Source organism: Listeria sp. PSOL-1 (assembly GCF_902806445.1).
Taxonomy (GTDB): domain Bacteria; phylum Bacillota; class Bacilli; order Lactobacillales; family Listeriaceae; genus Listeria.
In genome coordinates this window covers 719,992-744,044 of the sequence record NZ_LR760298.1, presented here as the reverse complement: position 1 = coordinate 744,044, position 24,053 = coordinate 719,992, and the positions used below count along the sequence as shown (strand labels likewise).

Here is a 24,053-nt window from a genome sequence, read left to right as displayed (position 1 = left end):
CTACTACCAATTTGCAAGTAGTTGCATAATACAAACAGAAGAAGCTTTGGCAGCGGTTTTTAAAAAGGCATCAAACGAGACCGCTGCCTCTTTATCAGCAACATCTGAAATCGCACGAATAATAACAAATGGCACGCCAAATTGATATGCTACTTGGCTGATTGCAGCAGCTTCCATTTCGACTGCTTTGACTTCTTTAAAGTGGGATTTAATTCTTTCGCGCTCTTCTTCTGTTGCAATGAACGAATCCGTTGTAACAACTAAACCATAACTTGCCACATTGGCTGTTTGGGCAAAATATTTCTCATACATACGTTTTGCTTTCTGGGCAAATCCACTATCTCCTAAATAAGAAGCTGGCATCTGCGGCACTTGACCATACTCATAACCAAAAGCAGTGGCATCTACATCTCCGTGAACAACTTTATCAGAAATAATGACATCTCCAATATTTAATTCTTTAGAAACGCCCCCTGCTGATCCTGTATTAATAATAACTTCTGGACTAAAATGATCCATTAAAAGGGTCGTACTAATGGCAGCATTTACTTTCCCAATTCCAGATTCTAATAGTACAACGCTTTTGCCACACAGCTTCCCGTCGTAAAATTTTACATTTGCGATCTGACTCTCCACTACTTCTTCCATTTCTGCTTTTAAAAAAGTGATTTCTTCTTTCATTGCACCAATAATACCAATTCTTTTCATTCTTTTTCTCCTCATACTAAAAACACAGGTAAAGACACGAATTCTCCCTGCGTTTGTTATCTTTTATCATTTGATTTAAGTTCTTCCATTTTTGTTGTCTGCCAACCCTCGCCATCGCGCCAAGCAATATACACACGATAAGCTTTATCAGGTGTTTGTTTTTCGCTAATGGTTCCTACACTTTCTGTAGCAGGATCCTTACCACGCCCTACAAACCAAACTGTCATATTATTTTCCTTGATTCCCGTTGCACTAGAAAAAGTTTTGATTTTTTCTTTCCAATCTACGCTTGTTGCGTCATACGAATTAACATGATTTCCTCTTTGCTCTGTTCGTGTTACTTTCCAATCTTTTGTAATCACTTGTTTAACATTAGGATCATCACTTGTTTGTTTTTCATCTTTTTTTTCATCTTCAGACTTTGGTTTTTTGGCATCTTCTTTTTTATGGGTAGAAGATGCCGTTTTGACTTCTTTTGGCTGAGTTCCTTTATCGGTTGTATAAAAAACAACATAAAGCGAGCCGATAATGAGCAAGGTTACGATAATGATTAAAATATTTAACACAATATTGGTTTTCTTGCGTTGTGTATTTTGTTTTAGACGTGAACCCTCTACTTGATTTTGTTTTGTCCGTTTATTTGGTTTTGGCCTTTGGTTTCGTTCCAACTATTTCACCACCTTAGTTGTAAAAAGAGCAGTTAAAACAAGCCATTCTAAGCTTCATTTTACATCTGCTCTTATTTCATCATGGCATTATGCCTCAATTTTAATAATTTTTACTTTCATTTCGCCATCTGGCGTTTGAATTGAAACTGTTTCACCGATACCATGACCGAGTAGTGCTTTTGCAATTGGAGAATCATTTGAAATACGTCCTTCAAAAGGATCTGCTTCTGCACTACCAACGATTGTATAAGCTTCTTCTTCGTCGCCTGGAACTTCAGTGAATGTCACTGTTTTACCTAGAGAGACAAGATCATTGCTAGCATCACCGCTATCAATAATTTGAGCATTTCGAAGCATCATTTCAATGGTTGTAATGCGCCCTTCAACAAATGCTTGCTCATCTTTCGCTGCATCATACTCGGAATTCTCGGATAAATCACCGAAACTCCGGGCAACTTTAATTCGTTCAACCACTTCTTTACGGGTAACCGTAATTAATTTATTTAATTCTTCTTCAAGTTTCAATTTACCATCTAATGTCATTGGGTAACTTTTTTCTGTCGCCAAATTCTTTCTCTCCTTTATCTCAACATTTACAATATGTGCCTTTGACATAAAGCAAATAAATCGACGACAAGCGTTCGCATTCTTGGATTTTAAGGCTTCTGACTTCTGCCAAAACCAAGAAATACAAACGCTTTTGCTCGATTTGTTGCACTAGCATTCATTGATTTATGTCCCAGACGCTTTGTTAAATATCTACTTCAAATTTTTTCATTTACTAGGAAAATTTTAACGTAAAAAGAACCATTTGACAAGTCTAATGAGTTCTTTTATAGATTTTCTTGTAAGACGGCGGCAATTTTGGTTGTCATTAAATCAATCGCTACATGATTTTGCCCGCCTTCTGGGATGATAATATTCGCGTATTTTTTAGTTGGCTCAATAAATTCATTGTGCATTGGCTTAACGACAGTTAAATATTGTTCAATAACCGAGTCAAGTGAACGTCCACGCTCTTTAATATCACGCATTAAACGACGGATGATGCGGATGTCATCATCTGTATCGACGTAGACTTTAATGTCCATTAAGTCGCGCAAACGCGGATCCTCTAAAATTAAAATGCCTTCTAAAATGATCACATCTTTCGGTTCTTGAAAAATTAACTTATCAGAACGAGTGTGCGTAGCGTAATCATATACTGGTTTTTCGATAGGCTGATAGTGCAGCAATTTTTTTAGATGATCGATGAGTAGATCTGTATCGAACGCTAGTGGATGATCATAATTCGTTTCTAAGCGCTCTTTGAAAGATAAATGCGATTGGTCTTTATAATAATAATCTTGTTCAAGCATTAAAATGGAATGACCCTTAAAAGATTCAAATATTTTCTTGCATACGCTGGTTTTTCCGGATCCTGAACCTCCAGTAACACCAACAACAACAGGTTTTCTACTCACTTTTTCCACCTCGTTTTCGTTTTCTTTGGGTGATTCCTAGTCCATCACCAAGTGGAATAATAAACGTTGTAAACTCGGACTGTTTGTTTAGAAATTCATTGAATTCACGCATTTTACGGGCAACACGCGCTTTTTTTTGTGCTTCTTGATCTAATTCTAAAGCGAGGCCCTTAAATAAGACATTATCGCTATAGATCACACCATTTTGAGATAAAAGCGGGGAATATAAATAGAAAAATTTCTCATATTGTGCTTTAGCGGCATCGATGAAAATAGCATCATAAGGCCCATTTTCTTGCAAAATACTCGTATCAACGAGTGCATCCCCAAGGCAAGCTTTAACGTTTTTTTCAGCACCAAATAAAGCAATATTTTTCCGAGCTTGCTCATAGCGCTCTTCATCACGCTCCATTGTCGTAATTTCTACATCTTGAAGCGCTGCAAACATTCTTAGCGCAGAGTAGCCAATCGCTGTCCCAATTTCTAAAATTCGTTTTGGCTTACTAATTTGCATGATTTGAAGCATCGCAAAAATGGAGTCTGGCTCCATAATCGGTACGCCATGTTCTTTAGCATATTGTTCTAATTTCAAAAAAAATGGTTCGCTCTCAGGTACTTGTGAAAGCAAATATTGGTGGATACTTTCATTCATGAATAAAATCCCTCTTTTTAATGATCCTTAGTAATATGTTCTTCTTTTAGCTTGTTATGTTCTTCTAGTGTTTTTGAAAAATAGACTTTACCTGTCTTTTCATTTGCCAAAAAGTAAAGGTAATCTGTTTTTTTCGGATAAAGTGTTGCCTCGATTGATGCTATACTACTATTTGCAATTGGGCCAGGGGGTAGGCCTTTATTCGTGTACGTGTTATAAGGCGAATCTATCTTTAAATCCTTATACACAACTCGACTTTTATGTTTTCCAAGAGCGTATAAAACAGTTGGATCTGTTTGTAATGGCATTTTTTTCGCAATCCTATTATAAAAAACGCTGGCAATTTTCTTACGATCAGCATTTTTTGTTGCTTCGGTTTCGATGATTGATGACATGGTTAAAAGCTGATGAATCGTTTTGTGCTGTTTTTTTAGCTCAGCTTCATAAGGAACAATTTTTTCAGCTGTTGTTTGAATCATCGTTTCGATCATTTCGCTTGGCTTCGGTTTTTTCTCTTTAAATGTATAGGTTGCTGGGTAAAGGTAGCCTTCAAGTGGATGTTTGATCTTATCATTCAATACTTCTTTTGTAAGTAATTTAGGGTATTTCTTGATCATCTCATTGATAAATGCTTGATTATCCATTTCTTTTAGGATATCTGCTTTTTTTAATTGCGGCATAAAATAAACCATGCGATCAGCAATTTGATCTAGTGAATAGCCCTCTGGGATAGTAAGCTTATCTGTTAGAAATGTTTTTCCTTTTTGTAAAACGTTTACGATCTGCTCTGTACTCATCGAAGGGCTAAGTGCATATTTACCAGCTTTTAACTTAGTATTTCCTTTATATTTTACATAAAAGGAAAAAATTTTAGCATGCGTAATGACTTTTTCCTTTTCTAAAATTTCGCTGATTTTAGTCACATTTGAGCCACTTGGTATTTCAACAATGATCTTTTTCTGGTCATCAGGATTCTTTGCTTCTAGTTGATTTTTGACATAAAAATACCCTAAAAGAGTAACAATGACAAGAACAATTACAATCGCAGTAATAACTATTGTAATTATTTTGCCTTTTGACTTTTGCATATGGACCCTCGTTTCTTCATTTTCTTTGTTTATTATACCTATTTTTACTAGATAATGCTATGTTTTTGTTAAAATTTTAACTTGAGAAGCATTTTTTATATGCTATAATAAAAATATGTTTTTTATGAATAGAGAAGGAGTCTTTTTATGCTGCACTCGCTTATTCAAGCTTTGCAAGATTTTGTGATGTTCTTAATTAATACGCTTGGCCATGTTGGCATTTTCCTTGCGATGTTGATTGAAAGTGTTTGTATCCCTCTCCCAAGTGAAGTTGTTATGCTCTTTGGCGGTTTTATGGCCGAGCTTGGTAAATTAAACTTTTGGCTTGTGGTGATTGCTGGAATTCTTGGCAATTTAGTAGGATCGTTCATTGCTTATTATATTGGGAAAAAAGGTGGACGGACACTTGTTATTCGGTATGGCAAATACCTTTTTTTAAACCTAAAACACTTGGATAAAGCCGAGCTATGGTTTAACCGTTACGGTGCATCTGCTGTTTTTTTCGGGCGAGTGTTGCCTGTCATTCGAACGTTTATCTCCCTTCCAGCAGGTATGGCTAACATGAATATTACAAAATTCATGCTATATACTCTTCTAGGTTGTATTCCGTGGAATTTATTTTTAACTTGGTTTGGTTACACACTTGGTTCAAATTGGGGAATTGTTGAAAAATATACACGCCCGATTACATATGTTATCTTAGTCCTATGTTTGTTAACCATTGTTTGGCTAGCTTACCGAATTTGGAGTAAAAAAGCGCATAGAGAAAATGAGCATTGAATATAAAAAACTGTTAACTAATATTTTAGCTAACAGTTTTTTTATTATTATTCCTCTTCATCAGCCAAAAAAGTAGCTAAAATTTCTTCAATCATGTCCCATTCTTCATCGGTTTCTACAGGTTCAAGTCGGCCTTGCGTTCCGTCTTCATCTTGGATATAGGATGAAGCCATAATTTCAATTTCTTCGTCTTCGCTAGCACCTGCTGGGAAATAAAGGACATAGGATTTACCAAATTCATCAGAATCAAAGTCAAAAAGAATCTCAAATTGTTCCTCGACTCCTTCTTCGTTTACAATCGTAATGATGTTTGCTTCTTCATGATCATGCTTTTCAGCCATATTATTCACCTCTCCTTAATTATGTGCATCTAAATAAGATTGCAAAATCATAACTGCTGCTAGCTTGTCAATGACTTGCTTTCTTTTTTTGCGACTAACATCTGCTTCAAGTAGCGTTCTTTCAGCTTGAGCTGTCGTTAAACGTTCGTCCCATAAAACGACTTCTTTCCCTAAACGATTGGCAAGAACTTCGGCATATTTTTGTGAGCTTTCCGCCCGTGGTCCGATGGTATTATTCATATTTTTGGGTAAGCCGACAACGACTTTCTCCACTTGATAAAGCAGGACAAGCTCTTGAACACGTTTATAGCCAAACTGCTTGGCTTCTTCATTAATTGTAATCGTTTCAATCCCTTGTGCAGTCCAACCTAGTTCATCACTTATTGCCACACCAACTGTTTTTGAGCCAACATCTAAACCCATGATTCTCATTTTCCACCGATTTCATTGTTTTTTAAGTAGGAACGAACAAGTTCTTCAAGAATCTCGTCTCGTTCTAAACGACGAATTAAATTCCGAGCATCATTATGTCTAGGAATGTACGCTGGATCGCCTGAAAGTAGATAACCAACAATCTGATTAACGGGATTATAACCTTTCTCTTGGAGCGCGCTATACACTGTTCCCATCAAAATTTTGACATTTTTTTCAATGGAATCATCCCCAAAATTATAAAACATGGTTTGTTCTTTTGAGTCCATAATGAATGTAACACCTCATTTCTTTCTAGTATCCAGCTTTGTTTCTATTTTACACTATGGAGAGTTAAATGACAAAGGAATAAGACCTTTTATTGTGCTGCTAAAATCTCTTTGACAGCTGCAAGCGCTTGTTCAAGTTCAGCTGGGTTTTTACCACCTGCTTGTGCTAGATCTGGTTTCCCGCCACCGTTTCCACCACATCTTATAGCAACTTCTTTAATCAATTTCCCAGCATGATAACCTTTTTCCTGCGCTTCTTTTGAAACAGCTGCAAGCAAATTAACTTTTTCGCCTTGAAGCGCACCTAATACTAATATACCGCCAATTTGCTTTTCTTTCCAGTTATCAGCAAACTGACGAAGTGCTGCCATATCTTTGGCATTTACTTGTTTTGCGATCACTTTTTCGCCATTGACATCTACTGGATTGCTAAAGATATCTGAACTCGATGCATGGCTAAGTTTTGCTTGTAAGGAATCATTTTCACGACGCACTTCTTTCATGTCTTGTTGTAATGTTTCAATTTTTTGTGGGATTTCTTTACTGGTTGTCTTTAATTGTTTTGCAGCCTGTTTTAAAAGTTGTTCTTGTTCATTCATAAATTGATAAGCTGCTTCTCCTGTAAGTGCTTCGATTCGGCGAGTCCCAGCACCTATACCTGTTTCACTTTGGATTTTGAACAAACCAATCTCAGCGGTGTTTTTCACATGAACACCACCACAAAGCTCGATGCTATAATCACCAATTTGAACGACGCGAACAATATCGCCATACTTTTCACCAAATAAAGCCATGGCACCAAGTTCTTTTGCTTCATTAATTGGCATCTCAGTAATAGAAACTTTTAGTTGTTCCCAAATCTTTTCATTGACTATTTGTTCCATTTTATTGAGTTCTTCTTCGCTAATTTGACCGAAATGCGAGAAATCAAAGCGTAAGCGATCAGGTGCAACAAGTGATCCAGCCTGATTAACATGTTCACCTAATGTATCTTTTAAAGCACGATGAAGTAAATGGGTCGCTGTATGATTTTTAATGGTGGCTAACCGTTTTTTAGTGTCAACCGTTAATTTTACTGTGTCTCCTAATTTGAGGGAGCCTTCTTTAACCGTCAAGCGATGCAAATTTTGTTTATTAGGCGCTTTTTGAACATCTGAAACAAAAGCAAACCCCGTTTCTGCTTGAACGATCCCATGATCTGCAACTTGCCCACCACTTTCAGCATAAAATGGCGTCTCTTTAAAAATCACTTGCACTTCTTCTGAAGCCTTGGCTTCTTCAACTAAATGATTTTCTTGGATCATATAAAGAATTTCCGACGTACATTCAAGTGTTTCATAGCCAACAAAGACACTTTCATCTGTAAGGCTTCCAAGCAAATCGCCTTGTACATTCATTGATTTTGTATCTGCTCGAGCAGATCTCGCACGTGCGCGTTGTTTTTCCATCTCAGCTTCAAAGCCAGCATGGTCCACACTTAAATGATGATCAATCGCATACTCTTCAGTGAGTTCAACTGGAAAACCATACGTATCATACAGTTTAAAGATTGCTGTACCACTAATTGCGGTTTTGCCGCTTGTTTTTGCTTCTTCAAGGATCTCTTCTAAAATAGCCAAACCTTCATTTAATGTCTCATGGAAGCGCTCTTCTTCGTTCCGGATCACTTTTTGAATGAATGCTGCTTGTTTTTCCACTTCTGGATAAAAACTATTCATAATTTGTCCAACTATAGGAACTAATTTATACATAAATGGCTCATTGATATTTAAAATTTTAGCATAACGTACCGCACGACGAAGTAAACGACGAAGGACATAACCACGGCCTTCATTAGATGGTAAAGCTCCATCACCTATAGCAAAAGCAACGGTCCGAATATGGTCACTAATCACTTTAAAAGCGACATCTTTTTCCGGCGTTACTGCATATTTTTCATTAGAAATTTGCTCTGTTTCGCGAATAATTGGCATAAATAAATCTGTTTCAAAATTTGTCGGAGCGTTTTGAATGATTGAAACCATTCGTTCAAGCCCCATCCCGGTATCAATATTTTGTTTTGGTAACGGTGTGTAAGTACCATCTGGGTTATGATTAAATTGAGAGAATACTAAGTTCCAGATTTCTAAGTAACGCTCATTTTCACCACCTGGATAAAGTTCAGGATCGGTTGGATCATCACCAAAAACAGGTCCACGATCGTAGAAAATCTCGCTATCTGGACCACTTGGACCTGCTCCAATGTCCCAGAAATTATCTTCAATCTCGACAATATGATCCTCGCTTAAACCTATTTTTTCTCGCCAAATTGTCTTCGCTTCTTCATCTTCTGGATAGACTGTTACATATAACTTTTCTGGATCAAAGCCGATCCATTTAGCGCTTGTTAAAAATTCCCACGCCCATTCAATCGCACCTTCTTTAAAATAATCACCAATCGAAAAATTGCCAAGCATTTCAAAAAAAGTATGATGTCTTGCTGTTTTCCCTACATTCTCGATATCATTTGTTCGAATTGATTTTTGTGCGTTAGCCATTCTTGGATTATCTGGGGTTACACTTCCATCAAAATATTTTTTCATCGTGGCAACACCACTGTTAATCCAAAGTAACGTTGGATCATTCACAGGTACAAGGGGCGCGCTTGGTTCAATTCGATGCCCTTTTTCTTTGAAGAAGTCCAAAAACATTTGTCTGACTTCACTACTTGTTAATTGTTTCATCATTTTTTCCTCCTTTAGAATAACAAAAAAGCCCTATATCAATGCTTTCAGGGACGAATGCTCGCGGTACCACCCTGATTGCAATGATATAAGACATCATTACCTCTTTTAAGTATCTTTAACGTAGATAAACGGATTTAATCACCTGTGAAAGAGCAATTACGAGAACGAGCGACATCTTTCTTTCAGCCAAAGGAAAGATTCTCTTATAGAAGTGTCCCGCGCAACCATATTTTCACTTAAACCAAAGCAATATTATAATAACTAAATTATAGGGTAGTCATGTTCAGTTGTCAACTGTCTAATGAAGCCATAAAATGCTTGATCACTCCATAAACTGATAAGGCGAAATCCCATCCATTCCAATCATTGGGTCAATCGAGGAGATATTTTCTTCAGTGAGTGTTTTCTTGTTACTCATTTGTTCGAGTTCTTCTTCACTGAGCAAACGTTCATATAATGTTGTTTTACGACTTGTTTCAGCTGTTCTTTCGACACCCATTCGAAAAGCGTCTTCCTCGCCGCATAAAATCAAAAAGCGCTTGCTCCTTGTTACTCCTGTATAAAGCAAATCACGCCTAAGCATGCGATAATAACTACGAACAATTGGCATAATCACAATCGGGAATTCACTGCCTTGCGCTTTATGAATCGAGCAGCAATAAGCATGTGTCAATTGATTGAATTCTTGCCGGTAATAGGTGACTTCGGTTTGATCGAACTTCACGACAATCATATCTTGTTTTTCAGTATTTTCACGTGCGTACATTAGTGAAACGATTTCACCAATATCCCCATTGAACACATTTTTTTCTGGCTGATTTATTAATTGCAAGACTTTATCATGCACACGATATTTAATGTCGCCAAATACGATTTCTTTTCGCTTTCCTGATTCATTTGGGTTAAAAATTTCTTGCAAATTGCGATTTAACACATTAATACCAGCTGGTCCGCGATACATCGGTGCAAGGACTTGGATATCTCTAGCACGAAAACCTTTCTCCCTGGCATTTTTAACTACTTGTTCAACAACATCTGCAATCTGATTCGCATGACAATGAAAAAAAGAACGATCTGCGCTATTTTCAGCAAAATTATTAGGCAAAAAACCACCTTTAATGTGATGCGCCATTTCGATGATAGACGAACCATCTTTTTGACGATAAATATCAGTTAACTCAACAGTTGGAATGATTTTCGCCTTCAAGATATCTTTTAACACTTGTCCAGGGCCAACAGAAGGAAGCTGATCTTGGTCTCCTACTAAAATAACTTGCATGTGATTTGGTAAAGCACGGAACAACTGATTCGCAAGCCATGTGTCAACCATTGACATTTCATCAACAATAAGCATTCGTCCATCTACAGTGCGCTCAGCGTCATCATCAAGTGCTTCTTGTCCATTCATACCTAGCAAACGATGAATGGTAGTTGCTGGAAGACCTGTTGACTCACTCATTCGCTTAGCTGCACGTCCAGTTGGAGCAGCAAGTAGGATTGGCATCTTTTCTTCGCCTTTATAGGAATGTGGATCTAAGCTAACCCCATTTAACTCGCTATAAAGTTCAACGATGCCTCTAATCACTGTCGTTTTCCCCGTTCCAGGTCCACCAGTTAAAACAAGCATCGGTGACATAAGCGCATCTTTTAAGGCATCTTTTTGCGATGAGCCATACGTCACACCTAGACGTTCTTCAAGCTCACCAAGAGCTAATAAGAATTCGGATTCAGGGAACTCTTCCGCGTATTCTGTTTGCTTCATGATTCTTTTTAAATGATGGGTTAAACCATTTTCAGCAAAATAAAGGGATGGCATGTAAACACGCGTATTTTCAATGATTAGCTTTTCTTCTTCTTGAAGTGCGGCAAGTTCACGTTTGATGCTTTCGTTTTCGATTTGAATTGGTGCACTTTGTTCAAGGAGTTGTTTCGCATAGTTTAGAAGTTCGTCCTTTTCCAAGTAAACATCACCTTGTTTTAAAGACTCCACATCCAAGCAATAAATAATCGCTGCACGTAACCGCATAGGATGGTCTCCTTCAATCCCAAGCTTTCGTCCAAGTTCGTCCGCTCGTTGGAAACCGACACCTTTGACATCTTCAATTAGGCGATAAGGGTTTTTTTCGAGTATATCTAAAGCATCTTGTTTATAAACTTGAAAAATTTTCATTGAAAGTTGTGGTCCAAAGCCATATTCATTAAGACCAACCATCACGTGTTCTAGTCCTTGATTTTCTCGTAATGTTTCAACAAGTGTTTCTGCAGCTTTTTTAGGGAGTTTTGGGACTTGACTTAACAAACTAGGATTTTCAAGTACTCTACTAATCGCGTCTTCACCAATGGTTTCAACAATGGCTTCCGCTGTTTTTTTACCAATCCCCTTAAAAAGCTCGCCTGATAAATAATTAATCATTGCTTGCTTTGATTTTGGCATTTCTTTATGAAATTTTTCGGCTTTAAATTGCTGGCCAAACTTCGCATGCTCCTGCATGATTCCAAAAAACTGGTAAACTTCTTGTTCTAAGAGTTTTGGGAAAAAACCAGTTACGATAATATCTTTTTCTTGCCAGTCTGTATTGGTATCTGTAACAGCAATTCTCACTACAGAAAAAAGGTTCTCAGCGTTATGAAAAATGGTTGAAAGCACTGTTCCCTTCATATATAATTCTTCATTTTTTTGTTCAAATAACTGAAACGAACCTTGCTCTTCCATTTTTCACACCTTCTTTCGCTTACTTTTCCTCTGATTCTAAATCAGAAATGGCATTGATTGCATTCTGTGCTAAGAGATGATTGCTGTCAGACTGAAGGGCTCGTTCAAAATAAGTTTTGGCCAAAACAATATCTCCTTGCCAGGTTAGATAAACTGCACCAAGGTTATACAAAGCATCGGCATCTTCCTGCTTAAGTGTAAGTGTTCTTTCAAGCATCGCAATGGCTTCTTCATATACGCCCTCTTTTGCAAGCGCAATTCCGTACTGAAAAGTTGCCTCTCCGTCTTCAGGGGCTAGTTCTATGCTCCTTAAAAGATACGGCAACGAAAGCGCGTTTTTATCCAAATTAATAAAACTCATACCAAGCATAAAGAAGACGTCCCCATTTTCCAGTCCATCTTTCACTGCATTTTGAAAACATTCAGCGGCTTCTTGAAAACGCTCAAGTTCAAAATATAAATTACCTAAACTATAGTAAGCTGCTGGAACATGATCATCTAATGCGATCGCTCGCTTAAAAAATAGCTCAGCTCGTTCAAAATCATCCAGCGATAAAAGCACATTGCCAAAATTAATATAACCAACTGGGTCATTAGGATGCTCTTCGATAACTTCAGTAAACATTTTTACAGCTTCTTCTAAATTACCTTCTTGCATCAATTGAATACCTTGCTCGTTTTTATCCATCTTCCTAATCACCTGACTTTTCTATTTTTAGCTATCTATGCTTTACATTTTACCATAAAGCAGATTAGATTGGTCGACAAACAAAATAAATCGGCGAGAAGCGCTTTGCTTTCGCTCGATTTATTTTGTTCAAAATGTAGCCGAATTTTTCTAAATCAGCCAACATAATCTAATTTTTTCTTATTTTTCCATACCGTATCAATGGTTCCACCGCCGAGACATTCTTCACCTTGGTAAAAAACGACCGCTTGTCCAGGTGTCACTGCACGAACTGGCTCATCAAATACTACTTCTGCCTGGTTGTTTTCAAGCAGTCGAACTTTTACGCCAACATCAGCTTGACGATAACGAAACTTCGCTGTGGCAGAAAAACAGGTTTCTTTTGGCAAATCCGATGTAAATGATAGGTCGGTTGCTATTAAAGCATCAGAATATAAACTTTCATGATGAAAACCTTGTGTAACGAATAACGTGTTTTCTTGTAAGTCTTTACCTGCAACAAACCATGGTTCCCCGTCTCCACCAATACCAAGCCCATGGCGTTGACCAATCGTATAATACATTAACCCGTCATGGTTCCCAACTTCTACACCAGAAAAAGTTTTCATTTTACCAGGTTTTGCTGGTAAATACTCACTGAGAAATTTTTTAAAATCACGTTCTCCAATGAAACAAATCCCTGTGCTATCTTTTTTTGTTGCCGTCGCTAAGTTAGCAGCCATAGCGATATGTCTTACTTCGCTTTTTTCCATATGCCCAAGCGGAAACATGACTTTTTTTAATTGGCTTTGAGAAAGTTGGTTTAAAAAATAGGTTTGATCTTTATTTTGATCCAGTCCTCGCAAAAGCTTTATCTCGCCATTTTCTTCTTTAACACGTGCATAATGACCAGTTGCTACATAATCTGCCCCTAAACTTTCCGCATGTTCTAAAAATGCTTTGAATTTAATTTCCTTATTGCACATGACATCAGGATTTGGTGTTCTGCCTAATTTATATTCATCTAAGAAATAAGTAAATACTTTCTCCCAATACTCTTTCTCAAAATTCACAGCATAATACGGGATATCAATTTGATTGGCTACACGAATCACATCTTCGTAATCTTCGGTTGCAGTACATACACCAGATTCATCCGTATCATCCCAGTTTTTCATAAAAATACCTACGACATCATAGCCTTGTTCTTTCAATAAATAAGCAGTAACTGAGGAATCCACGCCACCAGACATGCCCACAACAACGCGTGTCTTGCTATTATCTGTTGTCAACTTTCTCTTCCTTTCAATCATTTTGCTAACCGCTTAACAATAGTAATCATCTTCTCAGCGACTTCTTCAATTTCATCGAATGTATTGCCGAGGCCAAAACTAATTCTAACTGTCTCTTTTACAGCTGGTGCATTTTCACCAAATAACGCCGTGAGCACATGCGAAGGATCAACCGTCCCCGCTGTACAAGCAGAGCCACTTGAAACAAAAATACCCTCCATATCCAAGTTCATTAGAAGTTGCTCAACAGAAACCCCGTGAAAACGAATGCTAAAAATATGTGGCAATGTTGTTTTCAAAGCACCATTTATTTCAAAATTTAATCCAGCGTCTTCAAATTTTTGGATCATACATTTTTTATATTCATTGTAGTCATCTATTTTTTCTAGCCGTTCTAAAGTCATGATTTCTGCTGCTTTTTTAAATCCACAGATGCCAGCTAAATTTTCGGTTCCAGGGCGGCGCTTACGTTCTTGTTCGCCACCGTGAAATGGAAATTCAAGCTCTGTGCCATCTTTGACATATAAGAGACCAACACCACGAGGGCCATTGATTTTATGTGATGATGTGGTTAATAGATCAACGCCAAGCTGCTTCACATCGATTTGAATTAAACCAAATGCTTGGACTGCATCTGTATGGAAAGTCGCAGAATGCTGCTCTAAAAGGCTGCCAATTTCAGCAATCGGTTGAATCGATCCAACCTCATTATTCCCATACATCACACTGACTAAAATGGTGTCTTCCCGAAGCGCTTTTTTAAACTCATCCAAGCGAATAACACCATGGTCATCTACTGCAAGATAAGTCACTTCAAAGCCTTTTGTCTCAAGATACGCACAGGATTTAAGTACAGCAGGATGTTCAATTTGTGTTGTGATGATATGTTTGCCTTGATCTGCTTTTTTTAGTGCAGTTCCAATGACTGCTGTATTATCGCCTTCTGTGCCGCCACTTGTAAAAACAATTTCTTTTTCATCTGCATGAATGAGTTCGGCTAATTTCTCTCTTGCTGAATCTAACGTTTTTCTCGCGCTTCTTCCAGCCGAATGGATACTTGAAGGATTACCGTAACTATTTGTAATACAACCTAGCATTTCTTGAATAACCTCTGGATGAATCGGGCTTGTTGCTGCATGATCTAAATAAATTCTATTTTCCAATGAAATCTCATCCTTTTGCGGTAAAGTTTCGTACTTTATTGTAACAGCATTTAAATGATTAATCAAAACTCTAAATCACTAAGTTATTTAAACGAAGTATATTTGGATTTCTTCCTGTTCTTTTCACAAAAAAGAAACCCCAATCGTACCGTTTTTAGGATTCCTAACCTTTGAACCCGCAGAAAAAGCAGGTGGGTGCTCTGCCAAACGTTTTGCAAGTCCTCGTGTAAAGGCATGTGCGCTGCATCTGAACGCCAAGCTCCCAAGGTCTAAATAATTGTTCGGTTCAAATATATAGGAATTATAACGAATACATTAGGGTTTCTCTACTTTCCTTAGGATAGCATATTTTAATATGGATTTCAATTTGCGCAACTTTTATTGTCTTTTTATAATGATGCTAATGCCTCGCATGAATTAGCAAACATTTTTTGGATGGGCATTTTATCAAAAGCAGCCATGATTTCATTTCTAACTTTACGATTTTCATCATTTTTTATTAGCGGAAGATCTCCCCAAAAGTAGCCATTATGATCCAAAAATGGTGTCGTTTGATTATTCATCCGCCGACCAATGTTTTCAAAAAGAATGAGCTGCTTTTGTTCATTTTCCCATAAGTTCTGATAAACATGACTTTGGTGATGATCGATCCGAATATAAACGCACTTTTTTAATGGGGCTAACGTTTGAAATGTTCCAATTCCTATTTCAGAAGGCGTGATTCTTTTTTTAATATCCCATTCATCGAGTTGTTTTTTGGAAGAAGCTTCAAATGCTGGTTTAAGAAATGATAAGCATTCTGATGAATGAACTGCTGTTTTCCTGACAAGAAACCAGTCACTCCCTCCTTCTGTATATAGATTTGAATCAATTAGCCGTAAGCGCACAACATCATTCCCAATAAGTTGATATCCTTTTTGTTTACAAAGTGTTAAAGTGAGCGATGTTTTCCCTGCGCCTTTTTCACCTAAAATCAACTGGGCGGCTTTCATTTGGTCAGAATAAATCGCTGCTCCATGTATCAAAACACTATGATTTTCACAAGTTAATAGGGATTCTGCTAAATACTCGCAAGCATAGTACATTGAAGTCGTTAGCTTGCCTGATTGAAATGGCCCGCTTATTGTTAATTTATTGGTCGTTGGTGAAAAAGATGCCTGAAATGAATCGGCTGTTTCAAAAACAACGATAGCAGAAGCAATGATCTCGCTTTCTTCAGTGCTTTTATACAGTCCAATTTTTTCTTTTAAATTTTGAATGTGTGAATAGACTCCAGGTATGAGCGTATCGATTGCTATTTTTATACCGCTAAAGTTAAGTGTAGGCAGTTGATGAGCCAACTCACTTACCCCCTAGTTTAAAAGTGTCAGTTCGTGGAAGAAAATATTTGCTGGATACAATGTGACTTGTTATTTTTCTTCCCTCTGAAAATATGCTTTCTACTAAGGCATCTACTTTCTTTTGATCGATTTCTGCTTTGGTTGAAATGATGATTTTAGAAGGTGAAAATAATGGATCTCCGTTATTTACTTCCATCACAACGACGCAAGGTTGTTTTGTTTCTTCATAGATTTTTTTGGCGAGTTGATCTGTTGCATAACCAAGTACTTTTCCTACAAAGTAAGTAGGATTTTTCCCTTGAGGTGCTTCCATTGTGTTAGGTCGTAAAGAAGCAATCACTCCGTGGGTTTTGTTTCCTCTACCTACAGCACCCTCTTCGCCAAAGTCGATGGCAGATCCAGCTGTTACCATATAAAATCTGCGTTCTTTTTTATCCTTAACTGTATTGACAATAATTTTGATATCTTCACTAGGGAATGCATCCGCAATATATTCTCTAATTTCATTTTCCATTTCATCTAACCTTGCCATGTAAGCCTCTTTTGATTTAGTAAGCGTTGTAACTAATGGCAAAGCAACGGTTACATTGTAGCAGTTGTCATTTCTAATAACCATTACTTTAATATCTTGTCCAATATCCTTAAAGCGAGGTTCTGGTAAGCCAGATTCATTATCACGATAGAAGTACCCTTCAATTTTAAGTGCTAATTGTTCAGCGATTGTTAATGGCCAGTAACTAATCATTGCTGCTGTATCATTTGCCACTGGATTTTCTTTATATTCAGGTAGATCTTCTAGCGATTGGGGAGAAAACCAATTTTCACGAGTGCTGCGGTCACTAGTTAAAGATTCGAATTGGATCATATTTGGATCATTAACATCAAGATGTGGCAATATTCGTGCTAGATAATCTTGTGCTGCTTTTTTTTGTATTTCAAACAAAGGGATTGGCTCGCCATTATACGACGTACTTGCACGCCCCATAAATACCACTCGAATTGGTTTAGAAAAAGCCTCACCACCATAAACTTGTTGACTTAATCCACCAAGAATCATTAATTTATCAAGATTGTGATGTAAGATAACACCAAAATGGTCTAAACAGTATTGGCAATAGGCTAGTTCAGTCGCTTCAGCTAAACCATCTGCTAATGTATCGGGATGTCCTAATCCTTTTCTTTCTACTACCTCGTATGCGCTGTCTGATGGAAGAATAAGGTTATTATCATAAAAAATATTCATATATATCTCCACTCCGTTCTCCGTATATTTTATAAATTTTTTTATTGTTACTTAACTAAGATCATTTTTTGAATGAAGGGCATCTGAAATTTTGCTCGTAGGATCAAATGTAAAATCTAAACCATGAATAACCGCTAAGGGAACCCCTGTACCACGTTGTCCCATTACAAGTGCAGCTGAAGCAGCTAGCAGATCACAAAGTGTCTCTTTCGGTTTTTTTTCAGTGGGTGAATTAGCGTTTGTTCTTAAAGCAGGTAACCCAAAAAGCCCAATAGCTATCTGTGTGGCGCCAATTTTTTCTTCGCGTCCATCGCTATCTGTGATGATAACAGCCACTTTTTTCTTATATCGTTCAGATAAAAAGTTTGATATTCGTTGTGCGCTTAAATCCGGATCTTCTGGAAGAACAACTACAGCTTCGTCCCCGTATTTATCCACGCCTGCGCTCGTTAACTTATTACCATTAGGAAGCCAACCAGCAATGTAATCTTTCTTTACCTCCACTCTTTCACCACTTAAATCTCCAGTTTGTTCTAAAATAATTTGAATAACACGAGGATCTTTACGTGGAATAAAGTCACGCTGAATTTTGATAGCAACATCTGATGGTGTGACATCATTTAGCTTGATTACCCTATTTTCACAAATGGACACAACTTTAGAAGCAACACAAAGGATATCCCCATCAGCAGGTAATTGGTTAAGGCTTTTTATCCCTAGCTCAATAAAATCCAGTAAATTAGTTGCTGCGGTAACTGAAGGTAAATCATGGATACCTATGATTTGAATTCCAGTTTCTGTCATATCTTTTCCTCCTCACAAATTAGTTCTTCTAAGAAACGATCTCTTGTAAACGTTTTCCCAACGACTTCTTTGAGATCTTCGTCGTAATAGTTAGCCACAATAATCTCACTTGTTTGTTGAAAAGATTGGAATGACTGCACAACTTTCATTCCATTAAATAAATCAGTATCTAGTAAAGGTTCAAAAATCTGAATCTCTTGCTTAGGCGATATCGACTTAATACAATTGATTATTTTAATTGATGGGCTTTCTCTAAAATTATCACTTGCTTTTTTCATCGTCAGTCTATAAACACCTATAACTGAAGGCTTAGTTTCTAGAATCTTAAGTGCAATATTGATGGCTCGTTGCTCATTAGAAGCAATGATAGCAGGAATAAGTTTACTCGTTTGTTTATCGATAAGCGAAACCAAGGCCCTTGTATCTTTTGGCAGACAATAGCCGCCGAATCCAAATGAAGGCGTATTATAATAATCCCCAATTCGTTTATCATGAGAAATCCCTTGAATAATCTTGTTGCATCTTAAATTTTTTTGCTGAGAAAACTCATCAAGTTCATTGAAGAAAGCGACTCGCATAGCAAGATAGGCATTAGAAAACAGTTTCACAGCCTCTGCTTCTTCTTCAGACATATAAAGAATGGGTACATTTTTCTTTTGAATAACTGAAAGGTATAATTGTTCAAGTGGATACCATTTTTCAAGATCTCCACCAATAACAATCCGGTCAGGCCGTTCAAAATCTAAGATCGCAGTGCCTTCTCTAAGAAACTCTGGAATGATACAAATGTTTGCTTGAGGATATTTTTCACTGAGACTTTTTGTAAAACCAACTGGAACCGTTGATTTAATAACAATGGACGCCGTTGGATAAACAGAAACAATACTCTTTACTACCTTCTCGATCGATGTGACATTCATTTTTTTTGTTTCTGCTAAATAATCTGTTGGTAAACAAATGAAGTAGATGTCAAAGCTTGTTTCTAGTAAGCTATCTACATGCTTGACAGAAAAATTTAAGTTTTCCTTCCCAACTTTGTGGACCCAATTTCTTGATTCTAAGGTAAGATATTGCTGCTTTTCTAGCGCTAAGATCTTCTTCTCATCGTTATCAAAACCACTAACAGCGATGCTTTTTGAAAAAACTAATGCTTGTGTTAGGCCAACGTAACCAAGGCCAATAACTGCTATTTTTTTCATGGTTTCTCCATCAATCCTTTATGACATTTTAAAGCGAATAGCTTATCTACTATTTTACTAGCATGGGACACATCAAAATAAGTTGGCAATTGTCCAGAGAGTGTTCGTTGTACCACTTGATCCAACATATCATCAAAAAAATAATTGATTTCTGTTTGGTCACAAATGGAAGAATAGTACCTCGAAAAATTAGGAATAGGATCAAACCACGCAGCCCATTGCTCTCCTGTAGCAGATGTAATTGCCACATTTCGCTTAATATTTTTTGCATCTAAATGGCTTTTTAAGATGATATTGATCCCACTAGATTCACCTTGAACAGTGACCCCTGAGTAGAAACTATCTGGCTCAAGATATTCAACATCTGTAATTTCAAACTGCTCAAGAAGGTTAAGTTTATCCAAAATAGCTAACATATGAGGAAACTCAATTCCAAATGTCCCAAGCACTGTATCCTTAAATCTTCCTTTTTCTTCATCCAATGTTCGATCTTTAGACATTTCGATCTCCATTTGGATAATCTCATTTGTTCCGCAAATGATTTCCAAAGCTTCCAATGCACTAGAAAGATAATACTGTTCTTGAACAAATACTTGAATCCCGACTTGTGAATATTTCTCAACCAAGTTATTAATTTTATTTAAAGCATGGATATCATTCGTTAGTGGCTTCTCAATTAGGATCTTTTTAAACGGGTATTCTGCGATTAAAAGTTCTTCAATAATTTGCAAATGTTTATCAGTAGGAACACATATATAGACAACATCATAAAAAAATGAAGGAGAAATGGCCTGGTTAAGCTTTTCTAAACTGGAATAAAATTGAACGCGTTTTGATATTTTTTCGGTAGGGTCATGGTTAATATCAACGACATCAACGTTTTCTACATAATTGAGCCATTTCTTCAGCATGATTCTTCCCATCGTTCCAAAGCCAACCATTAATACTCGTTTAGACAATTTTTTATTCATCTTACACCTCTCTAAAATCGTGATTACCTTTATCGTCAGTTTTAAATCTTAAGTATCTCTTTGATAAAATAAAATGACTTGAGTGAAGCATATTCTTTCCGGTCTGGATTTTTCTCGTGTGTTTCGATACTTAATATCACGTTATTTTGTGTAGGTATCTCTTGGATAATCTCTGGTAATAAATCCGCATACGGGATGATGCCATCACCTACAGGGACATACTGAATGCCTCCACTTGCATCGAAGACATAGTCCTTAAGGTGAATATACTTAACAAGTGGCAATAATGGATAAATATCTTGAAGTGTCATCTGTTTTTCTAGTTGAAATAAATTAGAAATATCTAACCAAATCCCTAAATTGCTAGCCTTATACTGTGTGATCTTTTTAGCTAGATTGGTCATTTCTGATAGACTAGATATTGAACAAACTAATTCATTTTCAATAAGATACGTATGAGATTGATCAGTTAGAATTTGTTGAAAGTCAGGTTCCTGAAATAAATTTTCAACTGGAAATTCAATATCCCCGAGAAAAGAGAATATTCTAATCCGATCAACTTCAAGAAGATTAGCGAATTGGCGTATATTCTCGATATAAAAGTTTTTCTTCGTGCTAGATAAGTTTTGATCGATTCCAAACAAGTCCAAATTGGAAGGGATATTTTTGCTTCTGTTACTAGACCACTTTAATAATGGGCTACTTATAGCAATTGGTGAAATATCATAAGAATTGAGTTGTTTTTTTAACTTCTTGATCGCTTCAACATCCAGCGTTACAATATTTTGATCATCAATGGTTCTTAATTCACACGTATGGATATGATTTTTTTTTAAAACTCGCATCGCGTAAGCTGTATCTGCTGAAATTTCATCAAGGTTGATCGTTAACTGTATAGCCATTAAAAACACTCCTTAATTAAATTTATGCCTTCTTAGATGGTGGTACAGCAGGAAGCAACTCATAGACTCTATCAAAAAGCCCAATATTTTCTGTGTGTACTTGGTGCGTGACCATAACTAGCGTGATTTTACGATTGGATAGAAGCTCTGTTTCTATTTCAATGGCTAACTCTTTGTCCAAGCTATTGGTACTTTCATCTAATAAAATCACATCATATTCTCGGATCAAAGCTCTAGCTAGTGCCAACCTTTGTAACTGCCCGCCTGATAAGCTTTTGCCCATTTTTCCTAAATAGCTATCCAATCCCTTAGGCAATGCTGAAATGACTTCTTCCATTTTTGTTTTTTTCAAGGCATCCCAAATAACTTGATCAGAGTAGTCATCACCTAATGTAAGGTTCATTCGTATTGTGTCCTCAAAAATATAAGGATGTTGATTAAAATACAAAATATGCTTTCTTAAAGTAGCTGTTTCAATTTTAGAAATATCTTCTCCACAATAGAAAAACTTTCCCTGATCCGCTTCTACTCCACCTATCATCATTTGGAGCAATGTACTTTTCCCTATACCAGATGGGCCAATTAAAGCTAACTTTTGCCCTTGAAAAAGTTTAAATGTAGCAGGCAAGAATAACTGTCTATCATGAATCTTACATGTAATATCTGTAGCCTCTATAATGGGGACTTCTTTAGTTGATGGTAATTCTAAAAATTTTTTTCTTGAAAAGTTGTTTACCTCGTCGCAGGATAAACGCGCATGCTTTGAATATATTGGAAAAATACTGTAAATATCTGCAAGTGCTGGCGCTAATCTCATTAATCCGTCGTATATATTCTTTCCTAATGAATTGATAGCGATTACGCTGCCAATACTTGTTATCCCACTATACGAAAGCCATCCAGCCCAAGCCATCGTGAGGATTTGGCTAAAAACATTTGAAAGCGTGCTCAGTGCCGTAATCTGACCTTGAGTTGCTGTTAGACGAATTTTGGCTGTTTTCATTTTTTCACTCAACATCTGCATTTCTTTTTCAATAAAGCTTGTCCTATTAAAGAAAAATAACAGATCGAAACCATGAAATAGATCGCTTGCCTTCTTATTCAATTGTTCATAGTTGTTAACGACTTCATTATTTTTTCTTTTTAGTTTTCTACTCAATACTTGGGGTAGAAAAACGGTAAAAATAGAAAAGAAAGTAATACATAGGATTAAGCTCCAATGATAAGAGAACAACGCAATCAGTGAAAACATGGTATCTAATACGATTGCACTTACAAGAAAAAGCTGGGACAATGATTGATTTTCAATAATGGTCATATCATTCGTTATCCAAGATACTAATTTTCCTGTGTTTGTTTTATGAATTTTATCAATATTGGCGTGTGCAATATTGCGTGAGATTTTCATCCTCATCGATTGGATCATTTTCTGACTAGCTACTCCCGCTAAATATTGATAAAGATAATAAAAAACGGCAAAAAGCAACCAGAAAAGAAGAGATAATCCTGTATAAATAAGAAACTGATCATATTCTTTCTCCACTAAACTGTTAAGCATGTCAGCGCTAAAAAAAGCTGTAAACACTTTTAAGATAGAAGCTACTGCTCGGCAAAGAATGGTTATCAACGTAACTGTCTTATATTCTTTCAAAAAAGTTTTCACTTGTTATCTCCTATTATCGCAGTAGTGGTAATCTATATTTATCAGTGTTCTTCGTTAAGCCTGATACTTAGGTTCATTTGACGCGCTAATATCAGCCATTAATTGTCTGTGTACTCTTATTAATGCATTTGTAGAAAAATTCAAATTCTTATTTGACCAAAAAGATAGTGCTTGGATCGCTTGAAAAATCATCATCCATAGTCCATCAATTGTCATCGCTCTATTTTTGAATAATTTCAAAGTAGGAGTTTCAACTGGATTAAAAACAGCATCCACATAACAATTGCAACTACCAATATCTTTTAGAAGATCAGCTAACACTGCGTCATCAAAAGGGAATTGAGTATTTGTCCCAATCATTCCAGCTGACGTTGTTTGAATAATACACTGGCTTGTTCGTATCGCCGGCACTGAAGCGTCATATGGGACCATTTCAATACCAAGTTCGCTACTTTCTTCCATCATTTCCTGACTATTTGTACTAAGTGGATTAGCACGATAAACGACTACCACTTTAGCAGCTAGCTTTTTAGCAGCGTAGATCGCAGCTCGACTAGCTCCTCCTGTGCCTAATATTGTAATCTTGTCAATGGACTGATAATCTTTATAGAATGTTTTGATTGATTGATATAGGCCATACCAATCTGTATTGCACCCCACCTGTTCACCGTTTCTAAAAATAACGGTATTCACTGCGCCAATCGTTTTGGCTTCGGTGCTTAGATCATCAAGCAGTGGCATGATGACTCTTTTATAAGGCAAAGTAACATTATATCCAAACCTTACATTTTTCGTTGCGGTTTTAACGAATGCTGAAAGATGTTCTACTAACATTTTTTGATGCTTGTAATCTTTCATATCTGTCAGTTCCGCTAAATAGCTAAACAAGAGATTGGATACTGAATGACTTACTGGATTTCCAATTAATGATGAACTTGGTAATTTACTCAAATTTAATCATCCCCATAT

General features: G+C 36.7%; 23 protein-coding genes and 1 other RNA gene. 1 reads left to right on the top strand and 23 read right to left on the bottom strand.

The annotated features are described in order from the left end of the window. Positions 1-3 precede the first annotated feature (3 nt). The 6 genes from G6Q10_RS03685 to mltG form a co-directional block, all read right to left on the bottom strand. On the bottom strand, positions 4-708 hold the full coding sequence (locus G6Q10_RS03685; RefSeq protein WP_163653003.1) for a 5'-methylthioadenosine/adenosylhomocysteine nucleosidase: 705 nt from the start codon (positions 706-708) through the stop codon (positions 4-6). 56 nt (positions 709-764) lie between these two features. After that, a complete protein-coding gene (locus tag G6Q10_RS03680; protein ID WP_163653001.1) occupies positions 765-1,376 on the bottom strand; it encodes a YrrS family protein in 612 nt (203 codons plus the stop codon). A gap of 87 nt (positions 1,377-1,463) precedes the next feature. After that, the gene (greA, locus tag G6Q10_RS03675) at positions 1,464-1,943 is read right to left on the bottom strand and encodes a transcription elongation factor GreA (protein ID WP_163652998.1); all 480 of its coding nucleotides are present in this window, start codon (positions 1,941-1,943) and stop codon (positions 1,464-1,466) included. Between the two features lie 266 nt (positions 1,944-2,209). Continuing rightward, positions 2,210-2,839, bottom strand: a complete 630-nt coding sequence (udk, locus tag G6Q10_RS03670) for a uridine kinase (protein ID WP_163652988.1) — start codon at positions 2,837-2,839, stop codon at positions 2,210-2,212. Further along, positions 2,832-3,491: an O-methyltransferase gene (locus G6Q10_RS03665; protein ID WP_163652986.1), complete on the bottom strand. Its 660-nt coding sequence runs from the start codon at positions 3,489-3,491 to the stop codon at positions 2,832-2,834. Before G6Q10_RS03665 ends, udk begins: the two co-directional genes overlap by 8 nt. 17 nt (positions 3,492-3,508) lie before the next feature. Then, positions 3,509-4,579, bottom strand: a complete 1,071-nt coding sequence (gene mltG / locus G6Q10_RS03660) for an endolytic transglycosylase MltG (RefSeq protein ID WP_163652983.1) — start codon at positions 4,577-4,579, stop codon at positions 3,509-3,511. Positions 4,580-4,726: 147 nt separating this feature from the next. On the opposite strand from mltG, the gene G6Q10_RS03655 reads away from it, so the two are divergent. After that, positions 4,727-5,359, top strand: a complete 633-nt coding sequence (locus G6Q10_RS03655) for a DedA family protein (RefSeq protein ID WP_163652980.1) — start codon at positions 4,727-4,729, stop codon at positions 5,357-5,359. Between the two features lie 47 nt (positions 5,360-5,406). Here G6Q10_RS03655 and G6Q10_RS03650 read toward each other — a convergent pair whose 3' ends face one another. The 17 genes from G6Q10_RS03650 to G6Q10_RS03570 form a co-directional block, all read right to left on the bottom strand. Further along, the gene (locus G6Q10_RS03650) at positions 5,407-5,700 is read right to left on the bottom strand and encodes a DUF1292 domain-containing protein (RefSeq protein ID WP_163652977.1); all 294 of its coding nucleotides are present in this window, start codon (positions 5,698-5,700) and stop codon (positions 5,407-5,409) included. Between the two features lie 15 nt (positions 5,701-5,715). Then, complete coding sequence (gene ruvX / locus G6Q10_RS03645) at positions 5,716-6,132, bottom strand: Holliday junction resolvase RuvX (protein ID WP_163652974.1); 417 nt, start codon at positions 6,130-6,132, stop codon at positions 5,716-5,718. Beyond that, positions 6,129-6,401 carry an IreB family regulatory phosphoprotein gene (locus G6Q10_RS03640; RefSeq protein ID WP_163652971.1) on the bottom strand — a complete coding sequence of 91 codons (273 nt, stop codon included), beginning with the start codon at positions 6,399-6,401 and terminating at the stop codon, positions 6,129-6,131. The genes ruvX and G6Q10_RS03640 overlap by 4 nt, the downstream gene beginning before the upstream one ends. Before the next feature lie 89 nt (positions 6,402-6,490). After that, positions 6,491-9,124: an alanine--tRNA ligase gene (alaS, locus tag G6Q10_RS03635; protein ID WP_163655708.1), complete on the bottom strand. Its 2,634-nt coding sequence runs from the start codon at positions 9,122-9,124 to the stop codon at positions 6,491-6,493. A gap of 325 nt (positions 9,125-9,449) precedes the next feature. Further along, on the bottom strand, positions 9,450-11,840 hold the full coding sequence (locus G6Q10_RS03630; RefSeq protein ID WP_163652968.1) for an SF1B family DNA helicase RecD2: 2,391 nt from the start codon (positions 11,838-11,840) through the stop codon (positions 9,450-9,452). Positions 11,841-11,859: 19 nt separating this feature from the next. Then, entirely contained in the window at positions 11,860-12,528 is a 669-nt protein-coding gene (locus G6Q10_RS03625) for a tetratricopeptide repeat protein (RefSeq protein WP_163652965.1), read from the bottom strand. Between the two features lie 155 nt (positions 12,529-12,683). Further along, on the bottom strand, positions 12,684-13,799 hold the full coding sequence (gene mnmA, locus G6Q10_RS03620) for a tRNA 2-thiouridine(34) synthase MnmA (RefSeq protein ID WP_163652963.1): 1,116 nt from the start codon (positions 13,797-13,799) through the stop codon (positions 12,684-12,686). Between the two features lie 17 nt (positions 13,800-13,816). Then, the gene (locus G6Q10_RS03615; protein ID WP_163652960.1) at positions 13,817-14,962 is read right to left on the bottom strand and encodes a cysteine desulfurase family protein; all 1,146 of its coding nucleotides are present in this window, start codon (positions 14,960-14,962) and stop codon (positions 13,817-13,819) included. Between the two features lie 132 nt (positions 14,963-15,094). Further along, a non-coding RNA gene (gene ssrS / locus G6Q10_RS03610) (6S RNA) lies at positions 15,095-15,287 on the bottom strand. Positions 15,288-15,351: 64 nt separating this feature from the next. Further along, positions 15,352-16,302: a phosphoenolpyruvate carboxykinase (ATP) gene (locus tag G6Q10_RS03605; protein ID WP_163652957.1), complete on the bottom strand. Its 951-nt coding sequence runs from the start codon at positions 16,300-16,302 to the stop codon at positions 15,352-15,354. A gap of 1 nt (position 16,303) precedes the next feature. Next, positions 16,304-17,545 (bottom strand): methionine adenosyltransferase, encoded by a 1,242-nt coding sequence (locus tag G6Q10_RS03600; RefSeq protein ID WP_163652955.1) that lies wholly within the window; start codon positions 17,543-17,545, stop codon positions 16,304-16,306. Positions 17,546-17,596: 51 nt separating this feature from the next. Beyond that, positions 17,597-18,349, bottom strand: a complete 753-nt coding sequence (locus G6Q10_RS03595) for a coenzyme F420-0:L-glutamate ligase (protein ID WP_163652952.1) — start codon at positions 18,347-18,349, stop codon at positions 17,597-17,599. After that, a complete protein-coding gene (locus G6Q10_RS03590; RefSeq protein ID WP_163652949.1) occupies positions 18,346-19,548 on the bottom strand; it encodes a nucleotide sugar dehydrogenase in 1,203 nt (400 codons plus the stop codon). Before G6Q10_RS03590 ends, G6Q10_RS03595 begins: the two co-directional genes overlap by 4 nt. Continuing rightward, positions 19,545-20,519: a Gfo/Idh/MocA family oxidoreductase gene (locus G6Q10_RS03585; protein ID WP_163652947.1), complete on the bottom strand. Its 975-nt coding sequence runs from the start codon at positions 20,517-20,519 to the stop codon at positions 19,545-19,547. Before G6Q10_RS03585 ends, G6Q10_RS03590 begins: the two co-directional genes overlap by 4 nt. A gap of 41 nt (positions 20,520-20,560) precedes the next feature. Next, on the bottom strand, positions 20,561-21,421 hold the full coding sequence (locus G6Q10_RS03580; RefSeq protein WP_163652945.1) for a sugar phosphate isomerase/epimerase family protein: 861 nt from the start codon (positions 21,419-21,421) through the stop codon (positions 20,561-20,563). A 22-nt stretch (positions 21,422-21,443) separates the two neighbouring features. After that, positions 21,444-23,084 (bottom strand): ATP-binding cassette domain-containing protein, encoded by a 1,641-nt coding sequence (locus G6Q10_RS03575; protein WP_163652943.1) that lies wholly within the window; start codon positions 23,082-23,084, stop codon positions 21,444-21,446. Positions 23,085-23,138: 54 nt separating this feature from the next. Beyond that, the gene (locus G6Q10_RS03570) at positions 23,139-24,035 is read right to left on the bottom strand and encodes a shikimate dehydrogenase (protein WP_163652941.1); all 897 of its coding nucleotides are present in this window, start codon (positions 24,033-24,035) and stop codon (positions 23,139-23,141) included. Between the last annotated feature and the right edge of the window lie 18 nt (positions 24,036-24,053).